The sequence below is a fragment of the Polaribacter sp. Z022 genome, assembly GCF_023555495.1.
GTDB lineage: Bacteria > Bacteroidota > Bacteroidia > Flavobacteriales > Flavobacteriaceae > Polaribacter.
The window spans coordinates 319068-340390 of the sequence record NZ_JALCZO010000002.1 but is presented as its reverse complement, the minus strand read 5'-3'; the positions used below and the strand labels follow the sequence as shown (position 1 = coordinate 340390).

General features: G+C 27.5%; 21 protein-coding genes and 1 tRNA gene. 15 read left to right on the top strand and 7 right to left on the bottom strand.

The window, feature by feature from the left end; genetic code table 11:
* Positions 1 to 36 precede the first annotated feature (36 nt).
* The 4 genes from MPF13_RS05285 to MPF13_RS05270 all read left to right on the top strand — a co-directional run bounded on the left by MPF13_RS05285 (position 37) and on the right by MPF13_RS05270 (position 4040).
* On the top strand, positions 37 to 2010 hold the full coding sequence (locus MPF13_RS05285; RefSeq protein WP_249981287.1) for a sensor histidine kinase: 1974 nt from the start codon (positions 37 to 39) through the stop codon (positions 2008 to 2010).
* Between the two features lie 6 nt (positions 2011 to 2016).
* Entirely contained in the window at positions 2017 to 2862 is an 846-nt protein-coding gene (locus tag MPF13_RS05280; RefSeq protein WP_249981286.1) for a metallophosphoesterase, read from the top strand.
* Positions 2863 to 2864: 2 nt separating this feature from the next.
* Positions 2865 to 3614, top strand: coding sequence for a LytR/AlgR family response regulator transcription factor (locus MPF13_RS05275; RefSeq protein WP_249981285.1), 750 nt, complete (start codon positions 2865 to 2867; stop codon positions 3612 to 3614).
* A 63-nt stretch (positions 3615 to 3677) separates the two neighbouring features.
* A complete protein-coding gene (locus tag MPF13_RS05270; protein ID WP_249981284.1) occupies positions 3678 to 4040 on the top strand; it encodes a helix-turn-helix domain-containing protein in 363 nt (120 codons plus the stop codon).
* Positions 4041 to 4259: 219 nt separating this feature from the next.
* Here MPF13_RS05270 and MPF13_RS05265 read toward each other — a convergent pair.
* Together MPF13_RS05265 and bshB1 are read right to left on the bottom strand one after the other, a co-directional pair.
* Positions 4260 to 4335 (bottom strand) — tRNA-His (locus MPF13_RS05265).
* A gap of 54 nt (positions 4336 to 4389) precedes the next feature.
* Entirely contained in the window at positions 4390 to 5106 is a 717-nt protein-coding gene (bshB1, locus tag MPF13_RS05260; RefSeq protein WP_249981283.1) for a bacillithiol biosynthesis deacetylase BshB1, read from the bottom strand.
* A gap of 310 nt (positions 5107 to 5416) precedes the next feature.
* Here bshB1 and MPF13_RS05255 point away from each other — a divergent pair, with 310 nt between their 5' ends.
* On the top strand, positions 5417 to 7255 hold the full coding sequence (locus tag MPF13_RS05255; protein ID WP_249981282.1) for an SLC13 family permease: 1839 nt from the start codon (positions 5417 to 5419) through the stop codon (positions 7253 to 7255).
* A 77-nt stretch (positions 7256 to 7332) separates the two neighbouring features.
* Here the strand turns inward: MPF13_RS05255 and MPF13_RS05250 are convergent, their stop codons facing one another.
* Positions 7333 to 8490, bottom strand: a complete 1158-nt coding sequence (locus tag MPF13_RS05250) for a trans-sulfuration enzyme family protein (protein ID WP_249981281.1) — start codon at positions 8488 to 8490, stop codon at positions 7333 to 7335.
* Between the two features lie 74 nt (positions 8491 to 8564).
* Between MPF13_RS05250 and MPF13_RS05245 the strand changes: the two genes are divergently transcribed.
* Genes MPF13_RS05245 through MPF13_RS05230 form a run of 4 tightly spaced genes read left to right on the top strand, consistent with a single transcriptional unit; the run spans position 8565 to position 10646 of the window.
* Positions 8565 to 9260, top strand: coding sequence for a Rossmann-like and DUF2520 domain-containing protein (locus tag MPF13_RS05245; RefSeq protein WP_249981280.1), 696 nt, complete (start codon positions 8565 to 8567; stop codon positions 9258 to 9260).
* Complete coding sequence (locus MPF13_RS05240; protein WP_249981279.1) at positions 9250 to 9777, top strand: KdsC family phosphatase; 528 nt, start codon at positions 9250 to 9252, stop codon at positions 9775 to 9777. Before MPF13_RS05245 ends, MPF13_RS05240 begins: the two co-directional genes overlap by 11 nt.
* 1 nt (position 9778) lies before the next feature.
* Positions 9779 to 10207: a DUF2147 domain-containing protein gene (locus tag MPF13_RS05235; RefSeq protein ID WP_249981278.1), complete on the top strand. Its 429-nt coding sequence runs from the start codon at positions 9779 to 9781 to the stop codon at positions 10205 to 10207.
* A 10-nt stretch (positions 10208 to 10217) separates the two neighbouring features.
* Positions 10218 to 10646 carry a DUF2147 domain-containing protein gene (locus MPF13_RS05230; RefSeq protein ID WP_249981277.1) on the top strand — a complete coding sequence of 143 codons (429 nt, stop codon included), beginning with the start codon at positions 10218 to 10220 and terminating at the stop codon, positions 10644 to 10646.
* Between the two features lie 124 nt (positions 10647 to 10770).
* Here MPF13_RS05230 and MPF13_RS05225 read toward each other — a convergent pair whose 3' ends face one another.
* Positions 10771 to 11412 carry a protein-L-isoaspartate(D-aspartate) O-methyltransferase gene (locus MPF13_RS05225; protein ID WP_249981276.1) on the bottom strand — a complete coding sequence of 214 codons (642 nt, stop codon included), beginning with the start codon at positions 11410 to 11412 and terminating at the stop codon, positions 10771 to 10773.
* A 184-nt stretch (positions 11413 to 11596) separates the two neighbouring features.
* Between MPF13_RS05225 and MPF13_RS05220 the strand changes: the two genes are divergently transcribed.
* The 3 genes from MPF13_RS05220 to MPF13_RS05210 all read left to right on the top strand — a co-directional run bounded on the left by MPF13_RS05220 (position 11597) and on the right by MPF13_RS05210 (position 14247).
* Complete coding sequence (locus MPF13_RS05220; RefSeq protein WP_249981275.1) at positions 11597 to 12556, top strand: Gfo/Idh/MocA family protein; 960 nt, start codon at positions 11597 to 11599, stop codon at positions 12554 to 12556.
* Positions 12557 to 12714: 158 nt separating this feature from the next.
* A complete protein-coding gene (locus MPF13_RS05215; protein WP_249981274.1) occupies positions 12715 to 13602 on the top strand; it encodes a 3-hydroxybutyryl-CoA dehydrogenase in 888 nt (295 codons plus the stop codon).
* Positions 13603 to 13605: 3 nt separating this feature from the next.
* The gene (locus MPF13_RS05210; protein ID WP_249981273.1) at positions 13606 to 14247 is read left to right on the top strand and encodes an acyloxyacyl hydrolase; all 642 of its coding nucleotides are present in this window, start codon (positions 13606 to 13608) and stop codon (positions 14245 to 14247) included.
* A 53-nt stretch (positions 14248 to 14300) separates the two neighbouring features.
* Here the strand turns inward: MPF13_RS05210 and MPF13_RS05205 are convergent, their stop codons facing one another.
* Positions 14301 to 14771 carry a Dps family protein gene (locus tag MPF13_RS05205; protein WP_249981272.1) on the bottom strand — a complete coding sequence of 157 codons (471 nt, stop codon included), beginning with the start codon at positions 14769 to 14771 and terminating at the stop codon, positions 14301 to 14303.
* Between the two features lie 107 nt (positions 14772 to 14878).
* Between MPF13_RS05205 and MPF13_RS05200 the strand changes: the two genes are divergently transcribed.
* A complete protein-coding gene (locus MPF13_RS05200) occupies positions 14879 to 15820 on the top strand; it encodes a hydrogen peroxide-inducible genes activator (RefSeq protein WP_249981271.1) in 942 nt (313 codons plus the stop codon).
* Between the two features lie 64 nt (positions 15821 to 15884).
* Here MPF13_RS05200 and MPF13_RS05195 read toward each other — a convergent pair whose 3' ends face one another.
* Positions 15885 to 17504, bottom strand: coding sequence for an ABC-F family ATP-binding cassette domain-containing protein (locus MPF13_RS05195; protein WP_249981270.1), 1620 nt, complete (start codon positions 17502 to 17504; stop codon positions 15885 to 15887).
* Between the two features lie 186 nt (positions 17505 to 17690).
* On the opposite strand from MPF13_RS05195, the gene MPF13_RS05190 reads away from it, so the two are divergent.
* The gene (locus MPF13_RS05190; protein ID WP_249981269.1) at positions 17691 to 19082 is read left to right on the top strand and encodes a hypothetical protein; all 1392 of its coding nucleotides are present in this window, start codon (positions 17691 to 17693) and stop codon (positions 19080 to 19082) included.
* Positions 19083 to 19214: 132 nt separating this feature from the next.
* A complete protein-coding gene (locus tag MPF13_RS05185; protein WP_249981268.1) occupies positions 19215 to 21038 on the top strand; it encodes a DEAD/DEAH box helicase in 1824 nt (607 codons plus the stop codon).
* A 56-nt stretch (positions 21039 to 21094) separates the two neighbouring features.
* Here the strand turns inward: MPF13_RS05185 and MPF13_RS05180 are convergent, their stop codons facing one another.
* Complete coding sequence (locus tag MPF13_RS05180; RefSeq protein WP_249981267.1) at positions 21095 to 21265, bottom strand: Fjoh_0651 family PID-CTERM protein; 171 nt, start codon at positions 21263 to 21265, stop codon at positions 21095 to 21097.
* Positions 21266 to 21323 lie beyond the last annotated feature (58 nt).

Sequence of the window (21323 nt, the reverse complement as noted above, 5' to 3'; positions counted from 1 at the left end):
TAGTGTAATGACGTTTTAATTAGTAAATTTGTATAGATGACCAAATTATTAAAAATCATATTATTTTTAACAATACTTTCTTTTGAAGCTTATTCTCAAGAAAATAATTTAGAACATTTTTCAATTTCAGATGGACTTATAAACACATCAATAAATGATATTACCCAAGACAACACAGGCTATTTATGGCTTGCTACAGATAAAGGATTAATTAAATTTGATGGTACTTCTTTTAAAATTATAAATCTTCATACAAACTCTAAAGCAATTTCTTTATTTGCAAAAAACAAAACGTTATTTATTGGTCATGAAAAAGGAATTTTCAGCTTAAAAAATGGAAAATTTAATTATTTAGGAAAAGAGAAAGTTTTAAAAATTGTTTTAATAAGAAACAAAGTATTATTATGCACAACACAAGGCCTTTATGAATATTCAGAAACAAATATTCTTCCTTTAAAAATTAATTCTCAAATAGATTTCTCTGTTATACAGGATGTCATTCAACATAAAAATTCAATCTATATAGCTTCTAACAATGGTTTATGGAATATTGAAAAATTAAAAAATCCAGAAAATATTCAAAAAATTTCTGATGAACGGTTCTCAAACTTTTTAATAAATAACAACAAAATTATTGCTAGTTCTTTAGAAAATGAATTGAATATTATTGATAAAAGTAAGATTATCAATAGTTATAAAACCATTGAAAACATCTCTTCTATAGAAAAAATAAAAGATGAAATTTGGGTTTCTTCATCAGAAAATGGAATTGAAATTTTAGATGCAAATAATTACACTTTTAAAAGAAAAATAAATAAGTACAATACTGATATTTCTAATAAGATAAACAGTGTTTTTCTAGACAACCAAAACACAATTTGGATTGCAAGTAAAGACAGAGGTTTATATAAGTTTTCTGATGTTAACACTAAAAAAAAACCAACTATTTTAATTGAAAACATTTCTGTAAACTACAAAGATATTCCACATACATTCAACAAAGACCTACAATTAAATTCTACTCAAAATAACATTTCATTTTCTTTTAAAACTGTAGATTTAAAAAACTCTAAAAACATTCAATACCAATATACTTTAAATAAAAAAACATCTCCTTGGAGCTATCAAAACCAAGTAAATTTTGCAAATTTAAAAGCTGGTAAATACACTTTTAGTGTTCAATCTAAAAACAAAGAAACTTTAAGCAAAAAAACAACTTTAAGTTTTATAATAGATTCTCCTATTTATCAAAAAATTTGGTTTCAAATTCTATGTGGTGTTATAGTTTGTTTACTTTTAGCGGGTATTGTAGAAGTATATATAAGACAAGAAAAAAACAAGAATAAGAAAAAAATTGATAGCTTAAAATTAGAAAACTATCTTCTAAATTTAGAACAGAAAGCTTTACAATTACAAATGAATCCTCATTTTATTTTTAATGTTTTAAATGGAATTAAAGCTTTAGGTAACTCAGGAAAATCTATTGAATTAAACAAAACAATTTCTCAATTTTCTATACTTTTAAGAAGTGTTTTAAATAATTCTCGATTAGAAAAAATTAGCTTAAAAGATGAAATAATTACTTTAGAAACTTATTTGCAATTAGAACAACAAATGAGTTCTAAATCTTTTCATTTTTCAATTGAAACTTCTCTAAAAAATATTGATTCAGAAGAAATTTTAATTCCTCCAATGCTTATTCAACCTTTTGTAGAAAATTGTATTAAACATGCTTTCAATCAAATTACAGAAAAAGCTGAAATTAAAATTCAATTTGAAGTAAAAGACAAGTTTTTATATTTTAAAATTATAGATAATGGTATTGGATACAATCAAGAACAAAAAGAAAAAAAGATAACAACTCATAAATCAATTGCAGTAAAATTAACTAAAGAACGTATTCAAAATTTATCTAAGTACAATTCTTTTTCTATTGAAGAAATAATGTTAAACAATAAAATATCTGGTACAAAAGTTAGTTTTAAAATTCCTTTAATTACAGATTATTAAAAAACTATGGAAAGAAGAAAATTTATAAAAAAATCTATACTTACATCTATTGGAGCTAGCATTGTTGGAGGTCTTTATACTTGGCAAATAGAACCCTTTTGGCTTGAATTTGTAAATGTAAAAATGCCTATTAAAAATTTACCTAAAAACTTAATAGGTAAAACATTAATGCAAATTAGCGATGTTCATGTTGGTAATAAGTTTAAATATCAATACATAATAGATTCATTTAAAAAAGCAAGTTTATACAAACCAGATTTTGTTGTTTATACTGGAGATTTTGTTTCTTATGAAACAGCAGAACAGTTTAATCAATTAGAAGAAGTTTTTAAACATGCAGTAATTGGAAAACTAGGAACTGCTGGTGTTTTAGGTAATCATGATTATGGGGTAGATTGGTTAGAACCTAACGTAGCTAATACTATTTCATCAATTTTAAACAAAGCAGGAATTAACATTCTAAGAAATGAAGAAATAAATTTTGATGGATTAAACATACTAGGTATTGATGATTATTGGGGATCTAATTTTAACCCAGTAAAAGTTATGAGTAAATATGATAAAAACAAAGCTAATTTGGTTTTATGCCACAATCCTGATGTTTGTGATTTAAACGTTTGGAATAACTATAAAGGTTGGATTTTATCTGGACATACTCATGGAGGACAAGTAAAACCTCCTTTTTTAAACCCACCTATTCTTCCTGTAAAAAACAAACGCTATTCTTCTGGTGAGTTTGATCTTTATGATGGAAGAACTCTATATATTAACAGAGCTCTTGGAAATTTATACCCAGTTAGATTTAATGTAAGACCAGAAATAACAATTTTTAAATTAGAAGAAAAACTTTAATTATGGTAAAATTTACATCATTTGTGGTAGAAGATAATTCATTAGCTTTAGATATGCTGGTTAATGATCTATCTAATTATCATAAAGAAATTGAAGTAATAGGAACTGCAAAAAGCGTTATTGAAGCTGCAAAATTATTACAACAAAAACAACCAGACATATTATTTTTAGACATTATGCTTGGTGATGGAACTGGATTTGATTTATTAGAAATTTTTCCAAACTTAAAATCAAAAATTATTTTTGTAACTGCTAGTGATGAGTATGCTATTAGAGCTTTTAAATTTGCTGCAATAGACTATATCTTAAAACCATATTCTAATGATGATTTAAGCAGTTCTATACAAAAAGTAAAACAACAAATAGAACCTCAAAAAGAACAGTTAAACATTCTAAAAGAGGCAATTAACAATCAAAACAGCATTCTTAACAGAATATCATTATATACACAAGATAAAATAATTATTGTTAATACAGATGAAATTATTCGTTGTCAATCAGACAACAATTACACTACTTTTTATCTTAAAGACGCCTCTAAAATATTAGTATCAAAAACCTTAAAGTATTATGCAGATTTACTAAAAAATAATGGGTTTATAAGAGTGCATCAAAGCCATCTTATAAATAAACTAGAAATTAAAGAGTATATAAAATCTGATGGTGGCTACATCATATTAAACAACAATACTAATATCCCTGTTTCAGTAAGAAAAAAAGCAGATGTTATCAATTTTTTAAAATCGATTTAAAAAAATTTATTTAAAAAATCTTTGTTTGTAGTAAAATTTTACTACATTTGGATAATTATTAAAATGAAAATCGAAGATAAAAAACGAGCAGATAGAATAATTAAGGTTTTTAAAGATAGTGGATATAATCAAAGACAATTTTCAGAACTTATTGGAGTTTCACAGCAATTAATAAGTGCAGTAGTCAACTATACTAAAAAACCTAATGAAACCATTTTGCTTGCAATTATCGACAACATACCAGAAATAGAACCTATTTGGTTACTAACTGGTAAAGGAAAATATAACAATAACTATGCTCCCCTAATGAATGAGGTTCGATCCCCTATAGAATTTCAGATAAAACGCATGGTTAAGAAGCAGTTTGAAGAATTATCTAAAGATATTTTTCAAAGAATATCAAATATTGAAGAGTCTGTTAAATAGCAATTATTCCCCACGAATAATAAAACATAACAACTCATATTATAGTTTTTGTCCCCTAAAATAAGAAACTATAATCGTTGCAAGACCTTCAATATTTGATTAAGCTGCTTAAAATAGATCAAATAAAAAAATATCCTTTTCTAACGAAAAGGATATTTTTTTTTACTCAAATTTTAACCACAAAAAAATCCTTCTCTTTATGAGAAGGATCTTATTTTTGGGTGGAAGACCGGATTCGAACCGGCGACTTTCGGTACCACAAACCGACGCTCTAACCAACTGAGCTACAACCACCATGTAACTTGCGGGTGCAAATATAATTTAATTTTCAATATACAAAAAGAAAAAATCAAATTAATTTACTTAAATTTTCTACTGCCACATAACGTTCTGACGTAAAGCCTTCTGCAAAATCAACTCCAATCAATCTTCCTAAATCTCTTGCTCTATAATTAATACTTTCGGTAAAATTTTTACTAGTAATTGGGGTTTCTGGCTCGTTACTTTTTGGATCATAAAACTGAGAAGAATATGCCAAAACAGCTTTTTCTTTAACATCCATAAAACCAGTAACATTAACTACAAAATTTGGTTCAATATTTTTCCATTGAATGTAATGATATACTTGTTTAGGCCTCCATTTTTCTTGCTTTTCTCCATCTAATTTGGTTTCAATTTTCATTAAACCACTTAAAAAACAAGCATCAGAAACCAAACTACTTCCTTTTGGATGATCAATATGCCTATCATCTATAGCATTACATAAAACTACTTCTGGCTTATATTTACGTATCATTTTTATAACCTCTATTTGATGCTCTCTATTATTAATAAAAAACCCATCAGAAAACTGTAAATTTTCTCTAATAGAAACTCCTAATATTTTAGCAGCATTAGCAGCCTCAACATCTCTTAACTCAGCAGAACCACGAGTTCCTAACTCTCCTCTAGTTAAATCTATAATTCCTACTTTTTTCCCTAAAGAAACTTCTTTGGCTATGGTTGCTCCACACCCCAATTCTACATCATCTGGATGCGCTCCAAATGCTAAAATATCTAACTTCATAAAATTATTTACATGTTATATTATTTAAATAAAATACTTTGAAAGCTTTAAATTATATCAAAAAAGAATATAATTTATTTTATACAATTAATTATAAAAATCAAAAATAACCTTTTTAGAAAGATTATTTAGTAAGCTGGTATTTCTATTTCGATTTCGTATCTCTTTTTCTACAAAATCTTATACTATTTTTAAGATAATCATAAAAATTAACTGAATTTATACTGTATGATATATATCATATCAACGAGTTTTTAATGGTTTTAATTTTACTCCCGTAAACAAAAAAACTAAATCAAAATAGAAAACTATGGTTATAATGCTCGTTATTTTAACAATTACAATTGGATTATTTGTTTGGGGTAAATACTCTCCAGATGTTATTGCACTTGTATCTATGTTAAGTTTATTTTTATGTGGAATTCTAAATTTAAATGAAACACTTAGCGGTTTTAGTAATCCTACAGTAATAATGATTGCTTCACTATTTATAATTGGAGAAGGTCTTTCTCAAACTGGTTGGACTGCTTTAGCTGGTAAAAAATTAATTGAATTAGCAGGTAAAAGTGTTCCTAAACTTTTAGTAATAATTACACTTGGTTCTGGTGTTTTATCTGGTTTTGTTAGTAATACAGGTACTGTTGCTACACTATTACCAGCTACTATTTCTTCTGCATGGAGTATTGGTACAATGCCATCTAAAATTTTAATTCCTGTTGCTTTTGGTTCTAATACTGGTGGTTTATTAACTTTAACTGGTACACCTCCAAACATTATTGCTAACAATGCTTTAATTGATGCAGGTTTTGAAGGGTTTTCTTTCTTCGAGTTTGGCTTAATTGGTTTACCTCTTTTAATTATTGCAATTTTATATTTTAGATATGTTGGTTTTAAAATGCTACCAAAAAACAAAACAAATAACAAACCTATTAATATAGATTCTACTTTACACGAGTGGATTGAAGCTTATCAAATAGACAATGATTACTACAGATTAAGAATTCGTTCTATTTCTCCATTAATCAATACTAAACTTAGTGATTGGAATTTAGAAAAAGATTTTCACATTAATGTAATTCGTTTAAAAAGAAGACATCCTAACAGATTAAAAGGAACTCAACCTTTTATTGAATTTCCTGAAAATGATACTGAATTAAGATATCATGATATTATTACTGTAAAAGGAACAACCGAAGACATTAATAAATTAATGATTAAATTTAGATTAGGTTTATTGCATAAAGAATCTGCAAAAAGTGAATTAAGAAATAATTTAATTAACCAAGAAGTTGGTATGTCTGAAGTAATTATAACTCCTAAATCTCGTTTAGTAGGTAGAGAAATTAAACTTCAAGAATACTTTAAAAGATATGAAATTCAACTTTTAGCTACTTCTAGAAATCGTGAGCCTTTTTTAGAAGAAGAAATGAGAGTTAGTGCTGGAGATAGCTTTATCATTAGAGGTCCTTGGGAAAAAATTGAAAAATTAAAAAACCAACACAAAAATGTTGTTGTTGTTGGTAGTCCTGAAGAAATGTTAAAAGATGTTGATGAATTAACACCTAAATCTTACATAGCTCTTGGTGCATTAGTTTTAATGATTGCTTTACTTGTTTTAAAAGCAGTTCCTGGTGCAATAGCTGCATTAATTTCTGCAGGTATAGTATTATTTACAGGATGTGTTCCGTTTTCTAAAGCATACAAAAGTATTAGTTGGATTAGTGTAGTAATGATTGCTGCTATGATACCAATGGGAGTTGCAATTCAAAAAACTGGTGCAGCAGAAATGATATCTAATTCTTTAATTAGCTTTTTAGGTAAAGAAAACCCTACATTATTATTAGGTGGAGTTTTTCTATTAACTACAACTTTTAGTCAATTTATAAACAACTCTGCAACAGCAGTATTAATGACACCAATTGTAATAATGGCTGCAGCTACATTAAATGTATCTCCAGAACCTTTGTTAATTACAGTTGCTATTAGTGCTTCCACTGCATTTTTAACACCAATTGGAACAACTACAAACGCAATGGTTATGAGTTCTGGTGGTTATAAATTTATGGATTATTTAAAAGTGGGATTCCCTCTTTTAATATTATTTGTAATAACAACATTAATATTAGTGCCTATAATCTGGCCTTTTTAAGGTAGGTTTTTTTAATGATTGGTCTCATAATCCAATCTTAAATATTTTTTGTTAATTAGATTAAAGCAAAGAGAATATTAACTCTTTGCTTTTTTTATGGCCTGTTCTATATCTTCTTTTAAATCTTTTACTTCCTCAATACCCACAGAAAAACGTATCAATCCATTTTTAATTCCTCTTGCCAAACGTTCTTCTTCAGATAATAAAGCATGCGTTGTTTGAGTTGGACTTACTGTTGTACTTTCTAAACCTGCTAAACTCATTGAGGGTTTAATTAGTTGAAGATTATTTTGAAACTTCATAGCATCTATACCTTCTTTTAACTCAAAAGATAACATAGCTCCAAAACCTTTCATCTGTTTTTTTGCTAAATTAAATTGTGGATGACTTTTTAAACCAGGGTAATACACATTATCAACATCTTTGTTATCTTCAAGATATTCTGCCATTATTTGAGCATTTTTTGTTTGTTCTTTTACACGAAGATTTAAGGTTTTTAAACTTCTTTCTAACAACCAAACTGTTTGATCACTTAAATTTCCACCGAAATTTATTGCAGTTTTCCAAATCTGTTCTATATGAGTTTTTGAAGCTGCAATTGCTCCTGCAGAAATATCTGAATGACCACCCATATATTTTGTAGCAGAATGCAACATAATATCTATACCAAATTCTACAGGATTTTGATTTATTGGAGATGCAAAAGTATTATCTATCATTGTTAAAATACCATTTTCTTTAGCCAATGCAGAAATAGCCTTCATATCTGTTATTCCTAAAAGTGGATTAGAAGGAGTTTCTATATATAAAACTTTAGTATTCTTTTTTATTAGTGATTTAAAATCTGCAATTTTATCAGATTCAGTAAACGAATATTCAATTCCATATTTATCAAATTCAGAAACTATAAAATTATAAGTTCCTCCATAAATAACTTGTTGAACAACAACATGATCTCCTTTTTTTAAAAAAGCCATTAATGCAGCAGAGATAGCTGCCATACCAGAACCTAAAATTAATGCATCTTCCGTTTTTTCTAAAGCTGCAATTTTTTTATGCAACATTTCTTGGTTTGGAGTATTAAAATATCTTGGATAGCGTTTTACATCTACTCCATCAAAAGCATAAGAAGTTGCAGGATAAATTGGAGAAACTGCTCCTTTAAATTGTTCATCTTTCACCTCACCAACATGTACACAAGTTGTATTTATTCCAAGTTTTTTAACTTCTTTCATTTATAAATATTTTTATTCCTGCTAATTTAACAAAACTTAAATAAGTTCTTCTAAAATTTCAATATCTTCGTTTTATGATATCAGTATTAATTGTTGGAAAGGGAAATGTAGGCACTCATTTATACAAAGCTTTTTTAAATGCTGGTAACATTATAGTAACACAAATAAATTCTCGAAAATTAAAAAGTGTACCAAAAGCAGATGTTACTATTATTGCTGTTTCTGATGATGCTATTGCAGAAGTTTCTTCTAAAATAACCAATTCATTTGTTGTACATACTTCTGGTGCTTGCTCTATAAATGAACTTAAAAACCATTCTAGAAAAGGTGTATTTTACATGTTACAATCTTTTTCTAAAGAAAAACCTGTTAATTTTCTTGACATTCCTTTTTGCTTAGAATCAGAAAATAAAGAAGACTACAAATTATTAGAACAATTAGTCAATTCTATTGGAATAAAAATATTTAATATTAATTCTGAACAAAGAAAAGCACTTCATGTAGCTGCAGTGTTTGTAAACAATTTTACAAACCACCTTTATAAAATTGGGAATGATATTTGTAATACAAACAATGTACCTTTTGAAGTTTTGCAACCATTAATTACAGAAACATCTGAAAAAATCAAAGAATTATCACCAAAAAAAGCACAAACAGGTCCTGCAATTAGAAAGGATAAAAAAACAATAAAAAATCATTTAGAGTTGCTAAATAAAGAGCAACAAAAAATTTATAAAATCTTAACAAAATCAATCCAAAATGGAAATTAGTTTCAAACAATTATTACCAAATATTACTACATTAATTTTTGATGTAGATGGTGTACTAACAAACGGATTAGTTACAATAATGCCAGATGGACAACTCGTAAGAAATATGAACATTAAAGATGGTTATGCTTTAAAAACTGCAGTTGACAAAGGTTTAAATGTATGTATTATTTCTGGCGGAAAAAACGAAGGTGTTAGAACACGATTGGCAAACTTAGGTATAAAAGACATCTATTTAGGAGCTCATGATAAAATTAAACAATACAATGAATTGGTAGAAAAATATAATTTAAAACCAGAAAATGTATTATATATGGGAGATGATGTTCCAGATTTTCCTGTAATGAAATTAGTAGGTTTACCTTGTTGCCCAAATGATGCTGCAAGAGAAATACAACAAGTATCTAAATATATTTCAGACAAAAAAGGTGGTGAAGGTTGTGTAAGAGATATTATTGAACAAATTTTAAGAGTTCAAGGAAAATGGGATAATAATTTTAATGCTAAATACGATTAATATGAAAATAAAAATTTCTACATTACTATTATTGTTAATTACAGTTAGTATGAATGCACAATCAATTTTTGGAGAATGGAATAATAGAAATAGAAAAACAGGAGAGATAGACTCTAAAGTAAAAATCTATGAAAAAGAAGGGTTAATCTATGCAAAAATTATTCATATTATAGACCCAAAACTTAGAGATGAAGTATGCAAAAAGTGTAAAGGCAGTATGAAAAATAAACCAGTCTTAGGGATGAATGTATTATTCAAACTTAAACAAACTAAAGAAAATAAATGGACAGGTGGTTATGGTTTAGATCCTGAATCTGGTTTGTATTTTAATGCCTACATTAAGTTAATTAATCCTGACAAACTTAAAATTAGAGCCTATGCAGCTATTCCATTATTTGGTAAAACTGCATATTGGGACAAAGTTAAATAACAAAAATATTATGAAAAAAACTCTTATTACACTCGTACTTATAACCCTTACATTTTCTTTAAATGCTCAAACAATTTTAGGCAATTGGAAAACCGTTGATGATGAAACAGGAGAAACTAAATCTATTGTAAAAATTTACGAAGAGAATGGAAAAATTTACGGTAAAGTTGTTAAAGTACTAAACAAAGACCGCCAAAATGCTGTTTGTGATAAATGTGAAGGTGCTAAAAAAGACAAACTAATCTTAGGTATGGTTATTATTGAAGGCCTAAAAAAGAAAAATAACGAATATAAAGGAGGTACAATTCTAGATCCACAAAAAGGTAAAGAATATGATTGTAAAATTTGGTTAGATGAAGATGATTCTAATAAACTAAATGTAAGAGGTTATATTTCTTTTTTATATCGTACTCAAAATTGGTATAGAGCAGAAGAATAAAAAAACAGAACTTTAATAAAATAAAAACAGTCTTTGAATTTTAATGTAAAATTCAAAGACTGTTTTTTTTATTTAAAATTATACTTCATTGTTTTTAATAAAAAAAACACCAAATCACTAAAGCTTAATTTCTTTCTTCTAACATTGGCACAAAAGCAAAATCTCCTAATTCTTGTTTTTCAAATTCTTTTGCAGACTTTCTAATAAACAAAGTCATTATTTGAGTTTTATCTCCTACAGGTATCAACAACATTCCTCCTACTTTTAACTGTGCTAATAGTGGTTTTGGCACATAAGGAGCACCTGCTGTTACAATAATCTTATCAAAAGGAGCTTGCTCTGGCAAACCTTTATAACCATCACCAAAAATAAATTTTTTAGGCTTATACCCTAATTTAGGAAGAAAAAGAGAAGTTTTTTTAAACAACTCATGTTGTCTTTCTATAGAATATACTTCTGCTTTTAACTCAAGTAAAACTGCTGTTTGATAACCAGAACCAGTACCTATTTCTAAAATTTTATCTCCATTTTTAACCTCTAATGTTTGCGATTGAAAAGCTACAGTATAAGGCATAGAAATGGTTTGATCTGCAGCAATAGGAAACGCTTTATCTTGATAAGCATGAGATTCAAAACTACTATCTATAAACAAATGTCTTGGAATTTTACGTACTGCATTTAAAACATTTTCATCTACAATACCTTTTGCTAATAACACTTTAGCTAGTTGATTTCTAAGTCCTTGATGTTTAGAAGTATCTCTCAAATTTTATATTTTTTAGGAATCTAAAAATAGTAATTAATCTAATTAAATAAGCATAAAATTGTATCTTTGTTTTTGGCTAATTTTTAAAAAATTAGAATACACAAAACCAAAGTCTTAACGAAGAAGTTTACTTAATTTTTAAAAGATCATTTCGCTTTTTCTTCAAAGACCAAAAATATAATATATGCTTAAAGTTGGAGTATTAGGTGCTGGACATCTAGGAAAAATTCATTTACGTTTGTTAAATCAATCTGATAAATATGAATTGGTAGGGTTTTACGATCCATCAGAAGAAAATGCTAAAAAAGTTTCTGAAGAGTTTGGATATAAATCTTTTGAATCTGTAGATTCTTTAATTGATGTTGTAGATGTTGTAGATATTGTAACCCCTACTCTTTCTCATTTTGATTGTGCAAAACAATGTGTAGAAAATGGACGTCATATTTTTATTGAAAAACCAATTACCAAAACTGTTTTAGAAGCAGAAACTATACAACAACTTGCAAAAGAAAATAATGTAAAAGGTCAAGTAGGTCATGTAGAACGTTTTAATCCTGCATTTACAGCTGTTAAAGATAAAATTGGAAACCCTATGTTTATTGAAACTCATAGGTTAGCAGAATTTAACCCAAGAGGAACAGATGTACCTGTTGTTTTAGATTTAATGATTCATGATATTGATATTATTTTATCTGTAGTAAACTCTAAAGTTAAAAATGTACATGCAAGTGGTGTTTCTGTAATTTCTGAAACTCCAGATATTGCCAATGCAAGAATTGAATTTGAAAACGGATGTGTTGCCAATTTAACTGCAAGTAGAATTTCTATGAAAAATATGCGTAAATCGAGATTTTTTCAGAAGGATGCATACATTTCTGTTGACTTTTTAGAAAAAAAGTCTGAAGTAGTAAGAATGAAAGATGTTCCTAAAAATCCAGATGAATTTGCAATGATTTTACAAAACGCAGAAGGTGTTAAAAAACAAATTTATTTTGAAAATCCTGATGTTGAAAACAACAATGCTATTTTAGATGAATTGGAAACTTTTGCAGATGCTATTAACAATAATACAACACCAATTGTTTCTTTAGAACAAGGTACAGAAGCATTAAGAGTGGCACAAATGATTATAGATTGTTTTTAAATAAATACTAAAGTTTACAATTAGCACTAACCTTTTTAACAAGTGCGTTAGGGATTACAGTAGAAATCCTTTTTTGTCTCCTTGAGCGCAGTGAAAAGGTTAAGACAAAAAAGATTGGAACGTAAAGCCCGTTAAAACGCCCAAATAATTTTTACAACATGAAAAATATTGCAGTAATTGGAGCTGGAACCATGGGAAATGGAATTGCTCATACATTTGCACAATTTAATTATAAAGTAAGTTTAATTGATATATCTGAAGTTTCTTTAGAAAAAGGAATGTCTACAATAGCAAGAAACTTAGATAGAATGGTTGCTAAAGAAAAGATTTCTGAAGCTGATAAAAACCAAACTTTAAAAAATATTACCACTTTTACATCTATTAAAGAAGGTGTTTTAAATGCTGATTTAGTTGTAGAAGCTGCAACAGAAAACGCTGTTTTAAAAACGAAAATCTTTAAAGAATTAGATACTGTTTGTAACAAAAATACCATTTTAGCAACCAACACATCTTCTATTTCTATTACTCAAATTGCTGCAGCTACTAATAGACCAGAGAAAGTTATTGGAATGCATTTTATGAATCCTGTACCAATTATGAAATTGGTAGAAATTATTAGAGGCTACAACACTTCTGATGAAGTTATGGAAACTATTGTTTCTCTTTCTAAAGAAATTAAAAAAGTACCTGTAGAAGTAAATGACTACCCTGGTTTTGTTGCTAACAGAATTTTAATGCCAATGATTAATGAATCTATTGAAACTTTATACAATGGTGTAGCTGGTGTTGAAGAAATTGACACTGTAATGAAATTAGGAATGGCTCACCCTATGGGACCTTTACAATTAGCAGATTTTATTGGTTTAGATGTTTGTTTGTCTATTTTAAATGTATTGTATGAAGGATTTAAAAACCCTAAATATGCTCCTTGTCCGTTGTTAGTAAATATGGTTATGGCAGGTAAATTAGGTGTAAAATCTGGTGAAGGTTTTTATGATTATTCAGAAAGTAGAAAAGCTGAAAAAGTAGCCAAAATGTTTTCTTAGAAAATGAAAAAAATCTTAGTTATTTTATTGGTTTTATTTTATTGTTCTGCATTTTCTCAGGATAAAAAAAAGAGCTTTTTTAAACCTTATAAGTTAGGTTTTTTGTACAATTATGGTACAAATGAAAACTTTTTAAATGACGACCCAGATTACGACTATATAACTAAAACATACAAAGCTCAGGCTTTTTACAAATTAACAAATTGGAAAAGTTTTGAAATTGAATTGATTGTTCAACCTCAAGTTCAGTTTTTAAAACATCAATTATTAAATAAATGGTATGTAACTCCTGATCAAGATAATGTACAAGAAAAAATTGCTGAATTCACTCAATTAAAATCTATGAATTTATACGGAGTTGAATTTGGTTTTTCTGGAAAAAAACATCTTTTTAAAAAAGTTGATTTACATGGAACTATTAGTTTAGGTTTTAATTATATAGATACAAGAACAGAACGTTTAGCAAAAGGGTTTACTTTTAACGAAAACTTTTCAATTGGTTTATCTTATGAAACCTTTAAAAACTCTTATTTATATTTAGGAACAAATTTATTTGGTCATGTTTCTAATTTAGACTTTAAACTACCCAATGATGGCTACAATATTTTAGGTATTGAAATTGGGTATTCTATTCTATTAAAATAAAAAAAACGTCTTTCTAAATTTTAGAAAGACGTTTTTATTTTAACTCTTTTTGTTTAGCCTAACCAAGAATTTAACATCCATATTGTTTTTTCTTGTTCTGCAATAAAATCACTCATCATAGAGTTTGTCCCTTCATCTTCTGCTTCTCCAGCTAAATCTAAAATTTTACGTTCGTTTTTTAATAATTCTGAAAGTGAATTAACAACCAATTCTACAGCATCTACATCTTTAGATATATTTTTTCCTACAGATACTGTTGCTTTTGCTAAATAATCTTCGAAAGTGTGCAAAGGTGTACCTTGTAATGTTAAAATACGTTCTGCTATTTCATCAATCTTTATTTGAGAATCTGTATAAAACTCTTCAAACTTTACATGCAATTCAAAGAAATTTTTCCCTTTTATATTCCAATGTAATCCTCTTAAATTTTGATAATAAATTTGAAAATTAGCTAACAAACCGTTTAATTCTTCTACTAAATTATCTGATGCTTTTTGGTCTAAACCTAATATTGTTTTGTTCATTGTATTTCTGTTTTTTTTTGATAATTCAAAATTATTTAAAAATAAACGCAACAAACTATAATTATAATTGATAGTTTTAATATCTTTATCAAAAATTTTTATTTAAAATGACAATCACTCAATTAAAATACGTTTTATCTGTAGCAGAATATCAAAACTTTACAGTAGCAGCAGAACATAGTTTTGTTACTCAACCTACATTGAGTATGCAAATTCAAAAACTTGAAGACGAACTTGAAATTAAAATTTTCAACCGTTCGAAAAAACCTATTGAGCTTACTCAAGTTGGTGAAAAAATAGTTGAACAAGCTAAAGTTATTGTTGATGAAAGTAATAGAATTTTAGATATTGTACATCAACAAAAAGGTTATATAGGTGGAGAATTTAAATTAGGAATTATACCAACAATTATGCCTACTTTATTACCTATGTTTTTACAAAATTTCACAAAAAAGTATCCAAAAGTAAAATTGGTAATTGAAGAATTAACAACAGAAGAAATTGTTAGAAAACTGTCTGATGGACATATAGATGCAGCTCTTGCTGCAACACCTTTAGAAAATGAAGCTATTAAAGAAAGGCCCTTATATTATGAACCTTTTGTTGGTTTAATACCTCAAAATCATCGTCTTTTTAATCAAAAGCAAATAACTTCTGATGAACTGGAAATGGAAGATATTTTATTATTAGAAGATGGTCATTGTTTTAAAGACAGTGTTATTAATTTATGTAGAACTCATAAAATTGACAATAAAAAAGGATTTCAATTAGAAAGTGGAAGTTTTGATACTTTAATAAAACTCTCTAAAGAAGGATTAGGAATGACACTTTTACCTTATTTACACACCTTAGATTTAAATGATGTAGATAAAAGCCATTTACGTGAATTTACAAATCCACCACCAGCAAGAGAAGTAAGTTTAATTTATCATAAATCGCAATTAAAAATGCAATTAATTGAAGCGTTAAAGAAAACTATTGATGGTGTTGTTAGAGGTGCAATTTCATTTTCTGATGTAAAAATTATTAGTCCGTTACAAAAGAAATAACGAATTAACTCATAAAAAAAAAGGAAGCTAAATAGCTTCCTTTTTTTTTTATTTGTAAAGTATATTAAGAATACATTTTTTCTCTTAATTCTTTTATTTTAGGATCTGATAAATACTCATCAAAAGTAGCATATCTATCTATTACTCCTTTTGGAGTTAATTCAATAACTCTATTAGCAACAGTTTGCGCAAACTCATGATCATGAGTTGTAAATAACACTGTCCCTTTAAAATTGATTAAAGAATTATTTAACGCCTGAATTGATTCTAAGTCTAAGTGATTTGTTGGTTCATCTAACACTAAGATGTTAGCTCTTTTCATCATCATTCTAGATAACATACATCTTACTTTTTCACCTCCAGAAAGTACATTACTTTTCTTTAAAGCTTCTTCACCAGAAAAAATCATTTTCCCTAAAAATCCTCTTAAGAAAACCTCTTCTCTTTCTTCTTCAGTTTGTGCATATTGTCTTAACCAATCTACTAAGTTTAAATCTCCATTTTGGAAAAAAGAAGAATTATCTAATGGCAAGTAAGATTGTGTAGTAGTTACACCCCAATCAAATTTACCTTCATCTGCTTTTTCATTTCCATTAATAATTTGATAAAAAGCAGTTACAGCTCTAGAATTTTTAGAAATTACAGCAACTTTATCTCCTTTATTTAAATTTATATGAATGTTATTAAATAATTTTTCTCCTTCAAAATCTTTAGATAAACCTTCTACATTTAAAATTTGATCTCCTGCTTCTCTATCACTTTTATAAATAATTGCTGGGTAACGTCTACTAGAAGGTTTAATTTCTTCAACATTTAACTTATCAATCATTTTTTTACGAGAAGTTGCCTGTTTAGACTTAGCCATATTAGCAGAAAAACGACGAATAAATTCTTCTAATTCTTTCTTTTTCTCTTCTGCTTTTTTATTCTGTTGTGCTCTTTGTCTAGATGCTAACTGACTAGATTCATACCAAAAAGTATAATTACCAGAATAATGATTTATTTTACCAAAATCAATATCAGAAATATGTGTACAAACTGCATCTAAAAAGTGTCTATCGTGAGAAACAACAATTACACAATTATCAAAATTTGCTATAAAGTTTTCTAACCAAGCAATTGTTTCAAAATCTAAATCATTGGTAGGCTCATCCATAATTAATACATCAGGATTTCCAAAAAGAGCTTGTGCTATTAAAACACGTACTTTTTGCTTACCATCTAAGTCTTTCATTAAAGTGTAATGTAAATCTTCAGAAATACCTAAATTAGATAACATTGCTGCTGCATCAGAATCTGCATTCCAACCATTCATTTCTTCAAAAACAATTTGAAGTTCTCCTATTTTTTCAGCATTTTCATCTGTATAGTCTGCATATAAATCGTCTATTTGTTTTTTAATTTTAAAAAGATCTTTATTACCTCTTACCACTGTTTCTAAAACTGGATATTCATCAAAAGCATAATGATCTTGTGTTAAAACAGACATTCTTTTTCCTTTTTCTAAATGTACCTGACCAGATGTAGGCTCTTGCACACCAGAAAGAATCTTTAAAAAAGTTGATTTTCCTGCTCCATTTGCACCAATAATTCCATAACAATTTCCTGTTTGAAATTTTGTATTTACATCGTCAAACAAAACTCTTTTACCAAATTGTACAGATAAGTTAGAAACTGATAACATGTTATTTTTTTTAAATTTCTGCAAAAGTACAAATTTGATTTATCTTTCGCTCTTGATTTACAATGGTTTTTAATAAATATTATTCATTTTTTTTATGCCTTTTTTAAGAAGTATTTTAACAATGAATTAACAAGAATAGCTATATTGTATGCCTAACTTTGCTTCAAGGAAACATCCCCTGTGTATATGATTAAACATTTTTATCATTTTATTTTACTACTTACATTTACAACTTTTGTAAGTTGTGACTCTACCCTTAAAAATGATGCAACTTATTTTGGAGGTAAAATTATAAACCCTAAATCTAAGTACGTTTTGTTATATTCTATGGAAAAAGTTATTGATACTTTATTTCTGGGAGAAGACAATAAATTTTTAGGAAAGCTAGAAAATGCCAAAGAAGGTTTGTATTATTTTATTCATGGTAATGAAAATCAATATATATATTTAGAACCTCAAGATAGTTTAATGTTACGTTTAAATACTTGGGATTTTGATGAGTCTCTTGTATTTGCAGGCAAAGGTGCTGAAAGAAATAATATTTTAATTGATTGCTTTTTAGAGGACGAAAAAGAAAATCAAATGTTTTATAAATTTAATCATTTAGAACCTATTGATTTTCATAATAAAGCAGATTCTATATTAAAAATAAAAGAACAAACTTTTTTAGATTACACTTTAAAACATCAAGAAGAAACTGAAGGTTTTAAAAAAGTATTAAAAATTGCTTTGTCATTTCCTATTTATGCAAGGATAGAAAGATATCCTATAGCTCATGTAAAATATAGTAATAAAGAAGATTTTCATAAGTTTGATAATTCATTTTATACACATAGAAAATTGGTAAATATTAATAATGACACATTAATGTACTACCCACCTTTTTCTCAATATGTTAGAAATTTTCTTTACAATACAACTTACTCTTTGGGTCACAAACCAATGACTAGTGAATATTCTTCAAATTTTACAGTAGATTTACTAAAAACTATTGATGAGAATATAAAATCTAAAGATTCTAAAAATGCTTTCTTAAAGCAAACTGTTATAGGTCATTTTTATAAAAAATCTAGTTGTAATATTAATGAAAAAGCATTTGATACTTATTTTGAATTAAGTACTAATAATAAAGATAAAGATCATGTAAGACAACTATTATTAGATAGTAAAACTCTTCAAAAAGGACAAAAAATTGTTGAGTTTAATGTAAATGATCTTAACAATAGTTCTCGTTCAATAAAAGCAATTAGTAAAAACAAAAATACTTTCTTATTCTTTTGGAATCCAGAATATGTATCACCTGTGTATATTTCTTCTAGAGTAAATTATTTGTCGCAAAAATTTCCCGAAATTCAATTTATTCAAATAAGAATTGATGGAAATATTAAAGATAGAATTCATAAACTTGATATTAAAAACCAGTATTTTATAACTTCAAAAAGTAGTGCTAACAACTTCTTAACAAGTAAAATGCCTAGATCTATTATAGTTAATAAGAAAGGTATTATTACAAATGGTTTTGCTTCTATTTCTTCTAAAAAATTACATTCAGAATTAAAAGCATTAAGTAAACACTAATTATCATTCTCATTCTATTTTATTTTTGTAGCTTTGCACGATTTTTATATTGAGTATAACTCACTAATAATCAGGTCGAATTTTTAATCGGGTTTACAGGTGGGCGTTCTGTGAATCCAAAAAAACACAGTAATGTCAACATTTTTAGAATTAGGTTTAAAAGAACCGATTAACAAAGCATTAACGGATTTAGGTTACGAAAAACCTACTGTTATTCAAGAAAAAGCAATACCACAAATTATTGCATCTACAGACGATTTAAAAGCATTTGCGCAAACAGGTACAGGTAAAACTGCTGCTTTTAGTTTGCCTATTTTAGAACTTTTAGATCCTAACAACAGTAATGTACAAGCTATTATTTTATCTCCAACAAGAGAATTAGCTGTACAAATTGGAAACAACATTAAAGATTTTTGTAAGTACTTAAAAGGAGTTAAAGTAACTACTGTTTATGGTGGTTCTAGTATGGAAGATCAAATTAGATCTTTAAAAAAAGGGTCTCAAATTGTTGTTGGTACTCCTGGTAGAACTGTAGATTTAATAAACAGAAAAGCTTTAAAATTAGGAAACGTTCAATGGTTAGTTTTAGACGAAGCTGATGAAATGTTAAACATGGGCTTTAAAGAAGAACTTGATAATGTTTTAGATGCTACTCCAGAGACAAAACAAACTTTATTATTTTCTGCAACTTTTCCAAGAGAAGTTGAAGCAATTGCAAGAAATTATATGACTAAACCTGTAGAAATAACTTCAGGTGAAAAGAACCAAGGTTCTGACAATGTTAGTCATGAGTACTATTCAGTAACAGAAAGAACTCGTTATCCTGCTTTAAAAAGAATTGCTGATTTAAATCCAGATATATATGCTATTATTTTCTGTAGAACTCGTAGAGAAACTCAAGAAGTTGCAGACAACCTTATAAAAGACGGTTATAATGCAGATTCTTTACATGGAGATTTATCTCAGGCTCAGAGAGATTCTGTAATGGGTAAATTCCGTAAGAAAACAATTCAAATACTAGTAGCAACAGATGTTGCTGCACGTGGTTTAGATGTAAACAACCTTACACACGTTATTAACCATAAATTACCAGACCAAATAGAAAACTATAACCATAGAAGTGGTAGAACTGGTAGAGCTGGAAACAAAGGAATTTCTATTGTATTAGTTAATGGTAAAGAAAAAGGTAGATTAAGACCTATTGAAAGAATTATTAAAAAGAAGTTTATTGAAACGAAAGTGCCTTCTGGTAAAGAAATTTGTCAGAATCAATTAATGCACTTAATTGATAAAGTTCATAATATAGAAGTAAATGACTCGCAGATAAATGAGTTTTTACCAAGTATTTATGAAAAGTTAGAAGATTTATCTCGTGAAGAATTGATTCAAAAATTTGTATCATTAGAGTTTAATCAATTCTTATCGTATTACGAAAACGCACAAGATTTAAACGATTTATCATCAAGAAGTAATTCTAGAGCAAGGGCTACTGATGAAAACATGACACGTTTCTTTATAAATATTGGTAGAAAAGATAGCTTAAATCCTGCTAAATTAATTGGTTTAATTAACGACCAAAGAATTGGAGATAAAATAGAAATTGGGGCTATAGATATTTTAGATACTTTTTCTTTCTTTGAAATTGATAAAAATTTCGAAGAAAAAACTTTAGAGGCTTTTTCTAGCAATCAACCAGATTTTGATGGACGCTCAGTTAATGTAGAAATTACAAAGAAAGAACGTTCTGGTGGAGGAAGAAGAGGTGGAAGAAAACCATTTGGTAAAAAAGATGGTGGTTTTGGAAGACGCAGAAGTAATGAAGGTGGTTCTGGATCATCTTCTAGGAGAAGAGATGAAGGTGGAGGAAGAAGATCTGAAAGACGTTCTTCTGACAGACCAAAAAACTCAGGTGATAGAAAATCTGGAGGATTTGGTAGAAGACGTAGAGAGCGTTAAAATTTAGAATAAAAACTTTATAAAAAAAAACTCACAGAAATGTGAGTTTTTTTTTATTAAAATTTATTGATTTTTAAAAATATCTTTTTTGTTTTTTTTCGAATATTTATTTGAAAAAAACCATATAATACTGCTGTAATAATTAAAAACACTATTCCATTATCAATAGATAAACCAGGAGGAGGTGGTGGTGGTGCAGGAGGTGGAACAATTTGTATTAATGCCATTTTATTTTTTATTTAAAAAATTAGAAAAGGGTTTCATAAAAGCGGGGGGCATTTGAAA

Coding starts and splice junctions, on each gene's coding strand:
- MPF13_RS05285 (WP_249981287.1), top strand. CDS start 37: ATGACCAAATTATTAAAAATCATATTATTTTTAACAATACTTTCTTTT.
- MPF13_RS05280 (WP_249981286.1), top strand. CDS start 2,017: ATGGAAAGAAGAAAATTTATAAAAAAATCTATACTTACATCTATTGGA.
- MPF13_RS05275 (WP_249981285.1), top strand. CDS start 2,865: ATGGTAAAATTTACATCATTTGTGGTAGAAGATAATTCATTAGCTTTA.
- MPF13_RS05270 (WP_249981284.1), top strand. CDS start 3,678: ATGAAAATCGAAGATAAAAAACGAGCAGATAGAATAATTAAGGTTTTT.
- bshB1 (WP_249981283.1), bottom strand. CDS start 5,106: ATGAAGTTAGATATTTTAGCATTTGGAGCGCATCCAGATGATGTAGAA.
- MPF13_RS05255 (WP_249981282.1), top strand. CDS start 5,417: ATGGTTATAATGCTCGTTATTTTAACAATTACAATTGGATTATTTGTT.
- MPF13_RS05250 (WP_249981281.1), bottom strand. CDS start 8,490: ATGAAAGAAGTTAAAAAACTTGGAATAAATACAACTTGTGTACATGTT.
- MPF13_RS05245 (WP_249981280.1), top strand. CDS start 8,565: ATGATATCAGTATTAATTGTTGGAAAGGGAAATGTAGGCACTCATTTA.
- MPF13_RS05240 (WP_249981279.1), top strand. CDS start 9,250: ATGGAAATTAGTTTCAAACAATTATTACCAAATATTACTACATTAATT.
- MPF13_RS05235 (WP_249981278.1), top strand. CDS start 9,779: ATGAAAATAAAAATTTCTACATTACTATTATTGTTAATTACAGTTAGT.
- MPF13_RS05230 (WP_249981277.1), top strand. CDS start 10,218: ATGAAAAAAACTCTTATTACACTCGTACTTATAACCCTTACATTTTCT.
- MPF13_RS05220 (WP_249981275.1), top strand. CDS start 11,597: ATGCTTAAAGTTGGAGTATTAGGTGCTGGACATCTAGGAAAAATTCAT.
- MPF13_RS05215 (WP_249981274.1), top strand. CDS start 12,715: ATGAAAAATATTGCAGTAATTGGAGCTGGAACCATGGGAAATGGAATT.
- MPF13_RS05210 (WP_249981273.1), top strand. CDS start 13,606: ATGAAAAAAATCTTAGTTATTTTATTGGTTTTATTTTATTGTTCTGCA.
- MPF13_RS05205 (WP_249981272.1), bottom strand. CDS start 14,771: ATGAACAAAACAATATTAGGTTTAGACCAAAAAGCATCAGATAATTTA.
- MPF13_RS05200 (WP_249981271.1), top strand. CDS start 14,879: ATGACAATCACTCAATTAAAATACGTTTTATCTGTAGCAGAATATCAA.
- MPF13_RS05195 (WP_249981270.1), bottom strand. CDS start 17,504: ATGTTATCAGTTTCTAACTTATCTGTACAATTTGGTAAAAGAGTTTTG.
- MPF13_RS05190 (WP_249981269.1), top strand. CDS start 17,691: ATGATTAAACATTTTTATCATTTTATTTTACTACTTACATTTACAACT.
- MPF13_RS05185 (WP_249981268.1), top strand. CDS start 19,215: ATGTCAACATTTTTAGAATTAGGTTTAAAAGAACCGATTAACAAAGCA.
- MPF13_RS05180 (WP_249981267.1), bottom strand. CDS start 21,265: ATGGCATTAATACAAATTGTTCCACCTCCTGCACCACCACCACCTCCT.